General features: G+C 67.5%; 13 protein-coding genes. 4 read left to right on the plus strand and 9 right to left on the minus strand.

Annotated features, from left to right (window positions below):
* Positions 1-109 precede the first annotated feature (109 nt).
* Together ACZ5IK_RS32525 and ACZ5IK_RS32530 are read left to right on the plus strand one after the other, a co-directional pair.
* Positions 110-652: a hypothetical protein gene (locus tag ACZ5IK_RS32525; RefSeq protein ID WP_465491202.1), complete on the plus strand. Its 543-nt coding sequence runs from the start codon at positions 110-112 to the stop codon at positions 650-652.
* A 178-nt stretch (positions 653-830) separates the two neighbouring features.
* A complete protein-coding gene (locus ACZ5IK_RS32530; protein WP_465491203.1) occupies positions 831-2,267 on the plus strand; it encodes a DUF1996 domain-containing protein in 1,437 nt (478 codons plus the stop codon).
* 202 nt (positions 2,268-2,469) lie between these two features.
* Here ACZ5IK_RS32530 and ACZ5IK_RS32535 read toward each other — a convergent pair whose 3' ends face one another.
* The 6 genes from ACZ5IK_RS32535 to ACZ5IK_RS32560 form a co-directional block, all read right to left on the minus strand.
* Positions 2,470-3,159: a hypothetical protein gene (locus tag ACZ5IK_RS32535; RefSeq protein ID WP_101612749.1), complete on the minus strand. Its 690-nt coding sequence runs from the start codon at positions 3,157-3,159 to the stop codon at positions 2,470-2,472.
* Between the two features lie 121 nt (positions 3,160-3,280).
* On the minus strand, positions 3,281-3,982 hold the full coding sequence (locus ACZ5IK_RS32540) for a Crp/Fnr family transcriptional regulator (RefSeq protein ID WP_037307965.1): 702 nt from the start codon (positions 3,980-3,982) through the stop codon (positions 3,281-3,283).
* 29 nt (positions 3,983-4,011) lie between these two features.
* Positions 4,012-4,377, minus strand: a complete 366-nt coding sequence (locus ACZ5IK_RS32545) for a hypothetical protein (protein WP_101612748.1) — start codon at positions 4,375-4,377, stop codon at positions 4,012-4,014.
* A gap of 50 nt (positions 4,378-4,427) precedes the next feature.
* The gene (locus ACZ5IK_RS32550; RefSeq protein ID WP_465491204.1) at positions 4,428-4,940 is read right to left on the minus strand and encodes a hypothetical protein; all 513 of its coding nucleotides are present in this window, start codon (positions 4,938-4,940) and stop codon (positions 4,428-4,430) included.
* A 1-nt stretch (position 4,941) separates the two neighbouring features.
* Positions 4,942-6,702: a substrate-binding and vWA domain-containing protein gene (locus ACZ5IK_RS32555; protein ID WP_465491205.1), complete on the minus strand. Its 1,761-nt coding sequence runs from the start codon at positions 6,700-6,702 to the stop codon at positions 4,942-4,944.
* Between the two features lie 36 nt (positions 6,703-6,738).
* Positions 6,739-9,384, minus strand: coding sequence for a P-loop NTPase fold protein (locus ACZ5IK_RS32560; RefSeq protein ID WP_465491206.1), 2,646 nt, complete (start codon positions 9,382-9,384; stop codon positions 6,739-6,741).
* A 193-nt stretch (positions 9,385-9,577) separates the two neighbouring features.
* Between ACZ5IK_RS32560 and ACZ5IK_RS32565 the strand changes: the two genes are divergently transcribed.
* Positions 9,578-10,129 (plus strand): snapalysin family zinc-dependent metalloprotease, encoded by a 552-nt coding sequence (locus ACZ5IK_RS32565; RefSeq protein ID WP_465491207.1) that lies wholly within the window; start codon positions 9,578-9,580, stop codon positions 10,127-10,129.
* A 50-nt stretch (positions 10,130-10,179) separates the two neighbouring features.
* On the opposite strand, the gene ACZ5IK_RS32570 is transcribed toward ACZ5IK_RS32565, so the two are convergent.
* Positions 10,180-10,359, minus strand: coding sequence for a ferredoxin (locus ACZ5IK_RS32570; RefSeq protein ID WP_465491305.1), 180 nt, complete (start codon positions 10,357-10,359; stop codon positions 10,180-10,182).
* A gap of 5 nt (positions 10,360-10,364) precedes the next feature.
* Complete coding sequence (locus ACZ5IK_RS32575) at positions 10,365-11,564, minus strand: cytochrome P450 (protein WP_465491208.1); 1,200 nt, start codon at positions 11,562-11,564, stop codon at positions 10,365-10,367.
* Between the two features lie 184 nt (positions 11,565-11,748).
* Here ACZ5IK_RS32575 and ACZ5IK_RS32580 point away from each other — a divergent pair, with 184 nt between their 5' ends.
* Entirely contained in the window at positions 11,749-12,669 is a 921-nt protein-coding gene (locus ACZ5IK_RS32580; protein ID WP_465491209.1) for a helix-turn-helix domain-containing protein, read from the plus strand.
* A gap of 285 nt (positions 12,670-12,954) precedes the next feature.
* On the opposite strand, the gene ACZ5IK_RS32585 is transcribed toward ACZ5IK_RS32580, so the two are convergent.
* Positions 12,955-14,178, minus strand: coding sequence for an HNH endonuclease signature motif containing protein (locus ACZ5IK_RS32585; protein ID WP_465491306.1), 1,224 nt, complete (start codon positions 14,176-14,178; stop codon positions 12,955-12,957).
* Between the last annotated feature and the right edge of the window lie 114 nt (positions 14,179-14,292).

Consider the following 14,292-nt stretch of genomic DNA (forward strand, 5'->3'; position numbering starts at 1 on the left):
GGGCCCGGCCTCGACTGCCCCGAGGCCGGGCCTTTCTCCCTCCCGGGGAGGAGGAACCCTGTCCGCGCGAGTGATCTTTCCGGTGCCTCCCGGCAGCAGGATCAGCCTCATGAAGCTCCTCCACCTGCCCCCGCCCGCCGGTGACACCGAACGCCCCGTCCCCCGCTGGGCGATGTGCCTGGCCTACCTGCTCCCGCTGCTCCTGCTGCCCTCGTGCCTGTGGCGGCTGCCCTTCGCCGTGCACTTCGAAATGGGGCAGATCCACGACGGCGGGATGCCGGACCACTGGCTCAGCATCCCGTACGTCCTCGCACTCAGCGTCCTCACCGAAGTGACCGCGATCCTCGCGATCGGGCTGGTCCGCGGCTGGGGCGAAGTGGCGCCCCGATGGATCCCGTTCGTCGGCGGCAAGCCCGTCCGGCCGCTCGCGGCCGTCGTTCCCGCCGTCCTCGGCGGCCTGATCCTCACCGCGTTGTTCACCACGATCCCACTCGGCGACAGCCGACGGCTCACCGTGTTCGGCGTGGCCGAAGGCGTCGGATACGTCAGCGAAGGCTGGGAAACACTGGCGCTGGTGTGCATCACCCCGCTCGCGCTCTGGGGGCCGATCACCATCGCTCTGGGCATCGCCTACTACCGCCGCCGAAGGTAACGAAAAGGTAACGGATAGATCGCGTTTTGAACCGGCTGTCCACTGGGGCCGTTTCAGCCAACGCGGAGTCAGTGACGCCGGTGCTGCCGGCGCCGCATCCCCCGGGCTTCGCGCAACGACACCGAACGAGGTGAACAAGTTCATGCCCCGTAACCAAAGATCCGCCGGCCGCCACCGCATGGCACGCCGTACGAAGGTCGCCACCGGCGCCATCGCGCTCTCCCTCGCAGTCGGCGGGATCGTCGTGATCAACACGACCGGAACCCCCGACGCGGCCAGGGCCGACGGCGCGGACAAATCGTTCTTCATCGACATCGCGAAGGTCCCCCGCGGCAACAACGTCAACCTCGACCTCGCGAAACGAGGCGCCCGGGGGACGTTCACCGTCGACTGTGGCCGCAACGAGAACGGCCACTTCAACGGCGACAACTTCATCGCGCAGCCCGGTGTCCGCAACGGAGCCGAGCATCTCCACGACTACGTCGGGAATCTTTCGACCAACGCGGACTCGAACAACAAGAGCCTGCTGCGCGCGGGCACCACCTGCAAGAACGGCGACAAGTCCGCCTACTTCTGGCCGGTCATCCGGATCAACACCGAGGAAGAGGAAGAAAACGAGCAGGCGGCCGACGAGAAGCTCGCCGCCGACCGCGCGAACGCGGCCAAGGACGAGGCCGCGCCCCAGGTCGACTGTCCCGACGTCGCGAGTGAACTCGACGAGGTCCCCGACCAGGCCATGCCCGCGGTCGACGAGAACCTCGACAAGCTCGACAAGGAGTCCGACAACGCGGACGGCCAGCTGGCGCAAGGGAAACAGGCCGCCCAGGTGCTCGAAGAGCTGAAGAACAAGCGGAAGCCGTCGATCAAGCAGATCAGCGACACCATGAAGCAGGCGGGCAAACCGGTCGCGAAGAACGAAGACCAGCTCGCCGGCTGCGCGGTGAAACAGAACGGCGAAGGCGGCCTCGACAACGGTGGCCAGAACAGCGACGTCAGCAAAGCCGGCGACACCGAGAAGAAGAAGTCCGACGGGAACGCCGCCGACCTGCCCGGCGTCAACGACAACAACGAGATCGGCGACAACGAGGGCGAGATCCAGCGTCCCGAGAAGGTCGACCTGACCTTCACCAGCGGTGGCGCCCGCCGCGTCGTGGCGATGCCGAAGTTCCTGCGCGTGCTCTACGGCGACGCCAAGCAGAGCACCAACGGCCCGGCCAACGCCCGGCCCAGCTGGACCTGCACCGGCTTCGAGGACCGGCTCACCGAGCTGTACCCGATCTGCCCGCGGGGCAGCAAGGTCGCGCGCGTCCACGCGTTCCCGAACTGCTGGGACGGGAAGAACACCGACAGCGCCAACCACCGCACGCACATCGTGTTCTCCGACCGCAACGGGAAATGCCAGCGCGGCTTCAAGAACGTGCCGCAGCTGCGGATCACGCTGGTGTACAACATCCCGCCGAATATCCAGGCCGCCGGGCAGTACGCGGTCGACGCGTTCGCGCAGGAGAAACACAACCCGCGCTCCGACCACGACGACTTCGCGAACGTCATGTCGCAGCGGTTGATGAACCAGCTGGTGAAATGCGTCAACAGCGGAAAGCGCTGCAGGCAATAACGACAAACTCGTGAGTGGTAAGGACGGTTCTAACCGTCCTTACCACTCACGAGGCTCGTAGCGAGGGCGCGGCGGGGATGACCCGCGCCCCCACCCCCCGCGCCGGGGGTCCGGTTTCTGGCCCGGCGTAGGGGTACCGGGCCAGAAACCGGCGAGCGATACGGCCTTCCCTCCCTGGAAGCCGGACCGCCCGGTCTCGGGGTCAGGCCGTCGTGGACAACCGGCTCACCCGGTCGAACACGAGCGGCACCGCGACGGCGGGGTTCAGCTCGGCGAGGACCGCGTCCGCGTCCAAGCCCGGCAAGTGGATCCACGCGCTGTCCGCGAAATCCGGGGTCGTGACGCTGATCCTGGCGCAACGGGCGGGCGGGACCAGCGCGACCCCGAACGGTTCGACCACGTTGCGGAACACCGATTGCGAGACGATCATCCCGGCGCCGAACTTGTCGCCCGTCGGGTCCAACCGGCACCAGTAACCGACGGCGTCGTTGAAGGTCGAGGCACACAGCAACCGGGTCAGCGTGATGTACGTGCGGTGGTAGCGGTGGTTGTCCGCCATCGGTCCCATATGGACGGCCACCCGGGCCCGCATCGGGACACGGGCGTAGCGGTTACGGGTCCGAAGCAGATGGTCCAGGTGGAACACGACCTCGCAGAGCTGCCCGACGGCCCGGTCCGGATACGCGACCATCAGCCCGTCCCCGGTCTCCCGGAAGTGACGCGCTTCCCCCGGCGCGAGCCCGACCGCGGTGAACGAGCGGGAGACCAGCGTCTCCATCTCGGTCTTCATCGGGTCCAGCAGGTCATCACTGGCCTTGGACGAACCGACGATGTCGACGGACAGTACGGCGTGGGTGTGCGCGTTGTAGTGGCCTGAGGTCAGCACCTGCATCTCTGCGACCCCTCCCCTGATCGGTGAAAACTGGCGGCAGAAAGCAGTGTTCCCACTCGTCACCGGAAGTTCTGTTCGGAACCGAACAGAACCTGACCCCGCCCTGGTCAACGCCAGTGAGCTAAGTCACACCTTTTTCCGTGATCACCCGCAACGCTTCGCGGTCGACGACGGTGATCGCACGGCGCGAACTGGCCACAACTCCCGCCTTCCGGAGCTTGTCCAGTGCCTGCGCGACCATGGTCCGTCCCATCGGGATGAACTGCGCGAGTTCGTCCTGACTCAGCGGGATCCCGATCCGCCAGCCGGCGGGCGTCCTGATCCCGCAGACGTCGACGAGGTAGTCCAGTCGCGTCGCGACCCTGGCCACCGCTTGCGGTTTCCAGGACTGCGTCCGCTGCCGCTGGGCGAGCACGAACCGGCGGGCGACACTGACGAGCACCTCCCGCATCGCCGACGGATGGTCCAGCAGGAAACGGTTGAACTCGCTCGCCGCGATCCGGCGGACGTGGACCTCTTCGATGGCGACGACGTCGGCCATCCGGATCCCGCCCGCGATCACCGCGATCTCGCCGTGCAGATCGCCGGGCACCCCGACGTCGAGGATGACCGTCGCCCCCATCCGGTCGGCGCTGGTCACCTTCACGTAGCCGTGCCGCAGCAGCATGACGAAGTCGCCGGGCTCACCGGCCCGCATCAGCGCCTGTCTGCTCTCGTAGGTCTGCGGGGTGCCCATCTCCAGCAACCGCGCACGGACGGGTTCGTCCAGCCGCTCCAGGAACGGACGTTCTCTCTCTTCGGCGGCCTCTGGGCCCAAACCCACGAAACACCCTCCCAGGCAGTCGTGAACACCTATCGCGGAGAGTAACCGAATCGGCCACCCGATCCGGCGGCGGAACCATCGTGGGTGGTGAAAATGCCCAGCCGGACCAACTCCGACGTGATCCACTCGGCCAGCCGGTGCAACGGTCCGTCTTCGGCCTCGACGAAATAGCTGTCCACGATCTGGTGTCGCCTGTCGGCGTGCTTCGCCGCGTATAGCAGCGCTGACCGTACCTCCGACACCTTCAACGGAGCGACCTTGATTCCTGGAGCGGGCCGCACGGTGCTCTTGGCGGCCATCACCGCCAGCACGGCTTCCTCCAGGCTGAACCGGTGCTCCACCGGTACGACCACATGTTCCACGCCCTCGACAACCCGGCGCCCGATCAACGGCATGCTGTCAGATCAGCATGACGCACGGCCGTAGTCTGTTCGGCACCGAACACTCAGCGTGGTTCGACCACTGCGATGGCGTCTTCGAGCCCTTCCCGGTACAGCCTCATCCGCTCGACGAGCATCACCGGATCCGGGTTCTCGTCCCGCGCGTGTCGCTCCAGCTTCTCGGTGGTCTGCTTCACCGTGACGCGCAGTTCGACGACCGCGGACGAGTTCTCGCCCTTCAGCTTTTCGAGTCTCGCCACCGCTCGCCGGAAGACCGTCGAAAGCTCCGTTTCGCCTGGCTGCACGATTTCGATGGCCGTCAGCGCCCGTCCGAGCAGGCTGTAGTGGTCGTAGACGGCGGCGGGCTCCGGCGCGCGGACCTCGCGCACCTTCTTCGATCGCTTGCCGTTCAACACGAAGAACGCGACCTCGGCGGGGAACAGCACGGCGAAGGCGGCCACGCCGCCGAAGAGCCATGCCTGCGGATGCGGCACGGTCACCGCGTGACCGAGCAGGCAGGCGATCAGCGTCAGTACCCCGGCGACGACGTGGAACGGCCGGTTGTCGTGATCGGCCATGTCAGAAGTTACTGAAGACGTTGACGAACATCTTGTCGATGCCCTGCGGGTCCACGGCCTTGTAGCTGCGCGCCTTGGACTTCAGCGCGATTTCGTCCAGCACGCGGCTGTCCGCCTGCGCGCCGTAGGCCATGGTGAAGATCCGGACGGAGTTGTCCAGCCGTTCCGCGTCGACGGCCTGGAGCATCTGTTCCTTGGTCGTCCCGGGCGCGGTGTTCTCCCCGTCGGTCAGGAAGACGACGGCGTTGATGAGGTTCGGGTCGAACTCCCGCCGCATCTTGTCGTTGGCGTCCACCACGGACTTGTACAGTGCCGTTTCCCCTTTCGGGGTCAGGTTGTCGACCAGGTTCAGCATCGGCCCCCGGACGTCTTTCACCTTGCCGATCGGCATCTTTTCCTCGGGCCCGTTCGTCGAGAACGTCCACAGCCCGACTTCGTCCTCGGGATGCAGATATTCGAGCTGTTTCTTGATCGCGGGTTTCAACAGGTCGATCCGGGGCTCGGAGTACGGCTTGTCCTTGCGGTTCTTGTCGAACGGTTCGTTCATCGACCCGGACAGGTCCAGCACCAGGAGGATCCGGCCGCGCCGCTGCGTGTACTCCCAGCCGTCGAGCATCTTCTGGATCTGTTCACCGGTGGGGATCCCGATCGTCCGGGGTTCGGCGATCCCGCTGGTGTGCACGCCCTTGGCCAGCTTGTCGTTTCCGCGGCCCTCGGGATCGCGGAAGCCCAGATCGCGGAAACGGTCCTGTTGCGCCTGTTCCCGCAGGAAGGCGTAGAAGTCCTTGGCCGCCTCGCGCTGTTCCGGCGACGCCTTCGCCGTGGTCAGGAAGGGATGATCGATCAGCATCGTGCCCTCGTCCGGATGCACGGCGACGAGCGGCCGGTTCAGCGGGGCCGGCTTGTCCTGCAACTGCTTCGGGTCACCGGTCGGGGCGCCGTGGTTGTAGAGGTAGACCATCTGTTCCTGCATCGCCATCGCGCTGATGTAGGGCGTGGGCTTCTTCCGGTCCTCTTCGTACAGCGTCTTCAGGAAGGCCACCGAATCGTCGCTGTAGTAGGCGACCGACGCCTCGATACCGCGGACGAACTGCACGGCGTCCGCCGAATCGATCTTGCCGTAGTCGCCGCCCGTCGCCGCGAAGTAGGTCGAGATGGTCGCGGCGAGCCCCGAGGTCGAGCGGCGCGGATTGTCCTTGCCCAGCGTGAAGTTCCCCCACTGCGCGTTCTTCGACCGGGTGGAGGCCCAGCCGCCGTTCCGGTTCACCTCGAGCACGTCCCGCCAGCCGATGCCCTTCTCGGGCCAGCCCAGTTCCTTCGCCATCGGCTCCGGCATCGCGATCACCATCGGGCTCGTCGCGAGCGAGGTCTTCGGGCCGCCCTGGAGCAGGTCCCCCTTGCCTCGCTGACGCAGCAGATCGAGCCAGAGCGACGAACTCGGCATCCAGACCTGGGGTTCGGGCTGCCGTTCGTCGAGGTCGTTCCAGCCGTCGGCGATGAGGTCGAGCGTGGCACCCGAGGTCTTCTTGAACGCCTCGATCTTCGCGCACCGGCCGCCGTCGAACGTCCGGTCGGTGTTGTTGTACCGCTCGGCCAGTTCCCCGATCAGGTCGCCCTTCTCCGTGGAAGAACTCGTGATCAGCCGCACGCAGTCGGTCCTGGCAGCGTTCGAGGGCGCGGTGACCGTGGCCGAGAGGAGAACGATCACGACCGCCCCGACGAGCGCGCCGAAGACGAGCGAAAGCCAGCCTGATCTCCGCATGTGCCGCCCCCTAGCCGTTGTAGCGGGCAAGTGTAGCTACAACGCGGTTCCCGGTTCTGTCTCCTCGGTCACCAGATCGTAGGTTTCGAAACTGAAGCGGGCGAGGGTGCCCACCCAATTCCGATAGACCTGTAGATCATCGAAGGATTCGACGTCTAGCCGCCATTCAGGTGGAAAGGCATCGGACAGCGCTGCACCGTCGGAAAGCGCGCCTCCGGACAGCGCGACGAAGGTCGAGCGCGCGGCGTCCGGATCGGCGACCAGCAGGGTCAGCAGGACGAGGACCGCCCGGTAGGGGCCGCCGACGAACCGCGTCAGTTCCGCGTCGGGAATGCCGATGCGCACGAGCCGGTAGAGGTTGACCAGTTTCCGGATCTCGCGCGGTGTGTTGAGCCTTTTCCGCAGCACGTGGACGAAATCGCGTTCGACCTCGGTGAGCCGCAGCCGGTCCGGCCGCATGTTGTAGAACGTCGGCGGGGCCGTGTCCTTGACGATGACCTCCGCCTGTTCGCCGCTTTCACCGCTTTCGCGGGTGTCCCCGTCCTCCGGCCATTCTTCGTGCCCGCGCGACGTCGGCGCCCGTCCTTCGATCGGCATCAGGGCGTCGATCAGCTCGTCCGCCGCGGCTCCCATGGGGCGCAACGCGAAGACGATCTGGAAGATCTTGTCGAGATACTCGGCCCGCCGCGCTTCCCCTGCGCCGAACAGTTCTTCGTGATGCTGGTCGAGGCAGCGCCGCAACCACCGCGGATCGACGGCCACCACCACGACGAACGCGGGCAGGGCCAGCAGCAGGTGCACCGCGGCCAGTACCTCGATCACCTTCGACGGCGGGCAGCGGTCGAGGTCGTCGATGTAGAGCACGATCCGTTCCAGCGGCGGCTCGCCCTTGCCGCCCGCCAGCAGCCACTCCGTCCGCGCGTCGGCCAAGTCGGCGCTCAGGTCCGCGAGATCTTCCCGGACCCGGGCGAAGACCCCTTGGTAGTCACCGTATCTGCCGGTCTTCGCCTCTTCGATCAGCTCGCCGAGCCGGGTTGCCGCGTCCAACCGGCGAAGCCGCTCCTCGGTCTCCCGGAGCTCGGTCTCGAACCGTTCCGCCCGTTTGTCGACGTCGTACCGCAGTTTGTCCAATGTGGACTTCACCGGCGCGAGGGCCGACTTGGCGGTGGTGAGCGCCGGCGTCAGCACCGCACCGAGCGCGACGATGGCTCCCGCCGCGGCGAGGATCGCGTTGTGCCACAAGGCCCAGCCGGTGATCGCCGCGGCGAGGCCCAGCGCCCCCAAGACCGCGTAGCCCGCGACGGCGAGCCGCCGCCGTCGTCGCTCGGCGCGGTCAACTCCGGAAACCAGGAGCCGCCAGCGCCAGGTGAGCGGTGAATCCGCTTTGATCGCGCGGAGGCTCGCGAGCCTGGTCCGCAGTTCCTCTCGTTCGGCGCGGACCTCGTCTGCGTCCGCGTGCGTCTCGGGCGCGCCGAGGTTCCGGAACAGGTGGTCTACCAGGCCGACCCACAGGTGGTCGTCGTGGTACTGCCAGGCGTTGAACCGGATCTGCCGGATCTCCCCGGCGAAAACGCTGTTCGCCGCGTTGCCGCGGGAGCGACGGGCCAGTTCGGCCACCCGGTCCGCCACCTGCCGCACGAAACTCGACTTTCCGGATCCCCACGGGCCCAGCAGCGCGACGCACAGCGGCGGGCTGGTCTCGCGGTCGGCGATGACCGCGGCGAGGGTGCGCACGTCGTCCTGGAAGCCGATCAGGTCGACCGGGCTCTCGACGTCGGGGGTGATCCGCGGGCGCGCCCGTCCCGGTTTGGGCTCGACGAAGCCGGTGCCGTCGATCTGGTTGCCGAAGCGGTCCCACACGCGGATCGTCCGGTCGTCCCCGACCGTGACGATCTTCTCGTTGCCCGCGGTGCAGGCGATCGCGCGGACGTTCCCCTCGTGTCCCTTGAGGAGGGTGTAGTCGGCGGGGTTGTCGATCTCGCGGACGCAGACCTCGCCGCCGGAACCGCCGGAGAGCACCAGTTCGCCGTCCGGGCTGAAGGCCAGCACCCGCACCACGCCGGCGTTCCCGGGGAAGACGAGGGCGGGATCGCCCTTGCGCCCCCACAACCGGACCGTCTCCCCCTCGGCGGACAGCACCCGCGCGCCGTCGGGTGAGACCGCGACGACGTGGACCGCGCCCGCGCCGCCGAACCGGTAGTGGGAAACGACTTCCCCGTCCCACAGCCGCACGCCACCGGTGTCGTCCCCGGCGACCACGACCCGGCCGTCCGGGGTCACCGCGACCGATTCGATCTCCGGGCCGCCGGTGCGGAGGCCGCGGACCGTCACGCCGTCCAGCCGCCGGACCTCGACGGTGCTTCCCGCGCCGGACACGGCGAAATCCTTCGCCATCGCGACCGTGAGTGTCCGCTTGGTGGTCTGGACCTCTGGGGGTTGCGCCTCGCGGCCGGTGAGCCGCCAGCGCCGCACCGTCGCCCCATCGCAACCGACCACGTACCGACCCGAGATACCCACCGCGAGCACCGGCCGATCGTGCCCGCTCAAGGCGAACCGCTGCGCGCCGGTCTCCAGGTCCCACACCCGCACCGTCTTGTCCGTACCGCCGGTGACCAGGCGGTTTCCGTGCACGGCGACAGCGAGGATGGGTTCTTCGTGTCCGGTGAATCGCGCCGTCGTCATAGCCGCACAGTCTTCCGGTCGAGTCAAGATCATGGTTAACGACAGGCGACTATCGGCGGGTACCCCGACGACCTCGACAGGTCCTAACATCACGCGGAGGCAACGGAGGACTACTCAGAGATCCCTCCCGCCAGAACAAAAGTGTCGACACTGCTCCGAAATTCCAGCACGCCTTAAACGCGAGGAGTTCAACGTGCTTCGACGTACCTTCGCCGCGGTGCTCACCGGCGCCGCGCTCTCCATCTCGGTGCTCTCGGCACCCTCCGCCGGTGCCGCCGAGATCATGGCGACCACCCTGACCTACGACGACAGCCAGGCCGCGGAGTTCAAGGACGCGGTGGCCGCGGGCGTCAACGTCTGGAACACCAACGTCACCAACGTCCGCCTCGTGAAGGCGACGCCGGGGCAGCGGGTCAACATCCGGATCGTCGCCGACAACGGCTGGCCGCGCGCCACCCTCGGGCCGGTCCGCCCGAACGGCCAGGTCACCGTCTGGTACGGCAGGCAGGCCGTCCAGCAGGGCTACAACAAGACCCGGATCGCCTCGCACGAGCTGGGCCACAGCCTCGGCCTGCCCGACGTGAAGCCCGGGCCGTGCTCGTCGCTGATGTCCGGCTCGACCGGTGGCGTCAGCTGCGCCAGCGTGAACCCCAACGCCCAGGAGAAGGCCCGGGTTCAGCAGCTCTACGCCGGCACCGCCGTGCAGAGCGCCGACGCGGGCAAGGTCCTCGTGGACGTCGGCTGATCCCGCGCCAGGGGGTGCCCCGCCCGGCACCCCCTGGCCAGGGCGACGTCCTAGTCGTGCACCGTGATCGCCGACGCCGGGCACGACTGCACGGCGTCGCCGATCCCGGCGGGTTCCGGGTCCAGTACCCGGACCCTGCCGTCTTCTTCGTCCTGTGCGAACACCTCCGGCGCGGCCAGCACGCACATTCCGGCGCCCACACAGCGTTCGCGGTCGACCTCGAGTTTCATCGCGGTCACCAGGCCACCGGGAGCGCGTACACCCCGTAGATGTCGGAGTCCGTCCGCAGCGGGATCTCGTCGGCCGGAACCGCCAGGCGCAGCTCCGGGAACCTGGCGAGCAGCCCGGTGAAGGCGACCTTCATCTGGACTCGCGCGAGCTGCTGGCCGAGGCACTGGTGGACGCCGTGCCCAAAGGCCGCGTGCCCGGCCGTCTTCCGTTTGAGGTCGAGCCGGTCGGGTTCCGGGAACTTGAGCGGATCGCGGTTGGCGGCCATCGCCGAAATCGCGACAGCCTCCCCCGCCTTGACGAGCTGCCCGCCGATTTCGACGTCTTCCAGCGCGGTGCGCACACCGGTGTGCGCGATCGTCAAGTACCGCAGGAGTTCCTCGACAGCGCCTTCCATGTTCTCCGGCTTGTCGCGCAGGACGGCGAGCTGGTCCGGATGCCGGAGCAACGCGAAGGTGCCCAGCCCCAGCATGTTGGCCGTGGTGTCCAAACCGGCCCCCAGCAAGAGGAACGCGATACCGGTGAGCTCCTCGTCGGTGAGTTCCGTGGTGACCAGTTCGCCGAGGATGTCGTCGGTCGGCTCGGCCCGCTTGGCCACGACGAGCCGGTAGAGGTACTCCCCCAGCGCGTTCATGGCGGCTTCCTGTTCCGCGAGCGAGGCGTCCGGCAGGTTCAACGGCAGGACGTTGCGGCGGAAGAACTCGTGGTCTTCATAAGGGACCCCGAGCAGTTCGCAGATCATCAGCGCCGGAATGGGCTGCGCGAAGGCCGTCACCAGATCGGCGGGCGACCCTTGCCGCTCCATGGCGTCGAGATGCTCGGCGGTCACCTGCTCCACCCGTTCGGTGAGCAGGCGCATCCGGCGGACGGTGAACTTACCGGTGAGCAGGCCGCGGTACCGCGCGTGCTCCGCGCCGTCCATCTTGATGAACATCCCCGGCGCCGCGGGAGGCGGCACCACCATCGCCGCCGGTCCCGGCAGCGGTGAGTGCAGAAGTTCCTGTCGTGCGCTGAAGCGCGGATCCGCGATGATTTCCCGGATGGTCGCGTGCCCCGTCGCGAGCCAGCCTTCGTGACCGTCGGGGAACGTCAGCCGGGCGAGCGGGTGCTCGTCACGCAGCGCGCCGAGTTCGGCGGGCGGGTCGAATGGACAGCCCCGCGGCCGGTCGAGGGGCAATTCCGCGAGATGGGGAACTGAGGTCGTCATAGCTGTTCCTCCCAGATCTTCAGCCATGACAAAAGGCTACGTTGCGTTCATGGATCGCTCAAAGTTCTGATCTGGCCTTTTCCCGGTAATAGCTGGTAGATTTCCTGAAATCGTTGCAACTATCTTGCCGATGAATGCAACGAAACGTTGCAATGATCTGCGACTGAACGCACCGGAGGTGCCCATGCCGGGCGGCAGGCTGACCCAGGAAGACCGGCGACTGATCGCGTCCTGGCTCAAAGACGGTCTCGGATACGCCGAGATCGCCCGGCGGCTCGGGCGCCCGACGTCGACGATCAGTCGCGAGGTCTCACGCAACAGCGGGCACTCCGGCTACCGCGCCGAAGAAGCGAGCCGGGTGACCGGCGAACGCGCGCGGCGCCGCAAACCGCTGCCACGGGCCGTCCCCGTCGTCCAGAACGACTACGGGCGGGACCCGGCGGCCGTGCGCCTCTTCGAAACCGAGTTCGCCGAGATGATGGTGGCCACCGGGCTCCCCCGGATGACGGCACGGGTGCTCGCGTGCCTGGCCGTCAGCGACGCCGGGGTGCTCAGCGCGGCCGACCTCGCCCAGCGGCTCCAGGTGAGTCCGGCGTCGATCTCGAATGCCGTGGCCTACCTCGAAGGACAGGCGATGCTCAAGCGGGAACGGGACGGGCGGCGGGAGCAGTACGTCATCGACGACGAGATGCCGCAACGAGTGTGGGCCGAGAGCGTGCGCGCGAACCAGGAATGGGTGAAGATATCCCGGCAGGGCGCCGAAGTCCTCGGCACGTCGACGCCGGCGGGCGCCCGCATGGACGACCTGTCGCGGTTTCACGCGCGCATCAACGAAATCATGCTGGACGACCGAGTGGCGGTCTTCGCCGCCGACGCGGTGACCGTACTCGCCGCCCTACTGCACGCGGGAAGACCGCTCGCCCTGGAGTCGCTTTCCGCCGCCTTGGGCTGGCCACCCGAGCAGGTGGCCGCCGCCGTACGGGTCGCCGTCGAGCATCCGCACGTCGCCGGTCCGGTGACGGTGGTGGTCGAGGACGGGACTTATCGCGCGGTGCCGCTTACGGAACGGCTTACTGGGGCGCAGTTGGTGGCTTTGGAGGTTTGAGTGGTGGCCGGTTTTCGGCAACGCGGCGGGGTCAGCTGGCAGACAGGACTTGTCGCCACTATTCGGCAAAGGACCAGTAGCCGTTTCTCGGCAGAACGCCACCGCGACAAGGCTATGGCCGGTTTCCGGCGACGCGCGGAGACAGCTGGCCGACGGGACCGCTACCCCTACTCGACAAAGGGCCGGAGCAGGGCGGCTGGTGTGAGTCGTGAAGTCACCCGACGCCCCGAAAGCAGTCGCCGCAGAGATGCCTCAAACGACCGTGGCCGTTTTTCGGCGATGGGTTCAGAACGGTGGTGGTTCTTCGGTTGTCGGGCGGGGTTGGTGCAGTGGTGGTGGGGTGCTGTCGTGGCTTTGCCCGGTGGGGGTGGTGATGGTGAGGGTGCCGTTGGGTGTGAGGTGGTAGGTCCAGCCGGGTTCGTCTTTCAGCCGGTGATCACGGCGGCAGAGGTCGATGAGGTCGGAGGCGTCGGTATGCCCGCCGAACTCCCACGGCACCGAGTGGTCGAGATCGCAGGCTTGGGCGGGGCGGTGGCAGCCCGGTCTTCGGCATTCACGGTCCCGGACCCGGACGAACTCGCCTTGGCCCGCGGTGGGGCGGTATCGGTCGCGGCCGAGGTCGAGGACCTGCCCGGAGAGTGGGTCGGTGATGATCCGCCGCAGCACCGTGTCCGCCCCGGTCGCGATCTCGCGCGCCAGCGTGGCCGGGAGATGTCCGTGCCCGGCCAGCTCCGCCGGATCATCATTCGCCCCGAGATAGGTGAACAAATCCATGTAGAGAAACACTTCCGCCCGTTCACTTTTGCCGCCCTGACCGCCGAGCAGGAGATCGAGGGCGACATCGGCACGGAGCTGGTCGAGGGTGCGGGTCTCGTCGCCGGTCTTCAACGCCCTCGCTTCCCGGTCGATCCGGGTGTAGGCGGCGGTGACCTTTTCGACGGGGCCGTCCTCGACCTCGATCGACGCCACCCCCGTCTCACCCTGGCGCACCGCCAACCGGCGGCCCTCACGATGCCGCTCGGCACGCCTGCCGGCGCCTTCACGGTCCACCGTGAGTGCCGCGTGGCTCGCCGCTTTCCGGATCTGCTCGGAGTTCTTGTCCGGTAACCGATCCTCCAGCAGGGCGTCGGCTGCGAGGGCGTTCTCGTCGGATAGCCACGCGGTGGCGGCGGCGACTTTCATCGCCCCGAAACCATCCACCTTTCCTTGGTCCATCAACCCCAGCGTCCGGGGCAGGCGGGTGGTCAACGCCTCGGCCGCGGCGACCATCGCACCCGCATGATTGTCCACAAGAGACAACGCGAACGCGACCTCCTGGGTAACACTACGGGCACCGTCGCGATGCCGGTTCAGCTGCGCCAGCGCCCGGAACCGAACCGCCTCCAACCGCGCGATCCCCGCCGACGCCGCCCGCGCGACAGCAACGGAATCGCTGTCATCCAAGGAATCGACAGCAGCGTTCACCGACTCCAACAGCCCCGGGTCGGTGAGTCTTTCGAGAAGTGCCACAGGGGTGGCTTTATGTGTGTCCACGTGATCAACATACGACCGGCCACCGACAGTTTCCGATCATGCGGCCACGGTGAGGCGTCGTCGATTTCCGGCGATGAAGGCTCGGCGAAC

Source organism: Amycolatopsis sp. NPDC031561 (assembly GCF_055580625.1).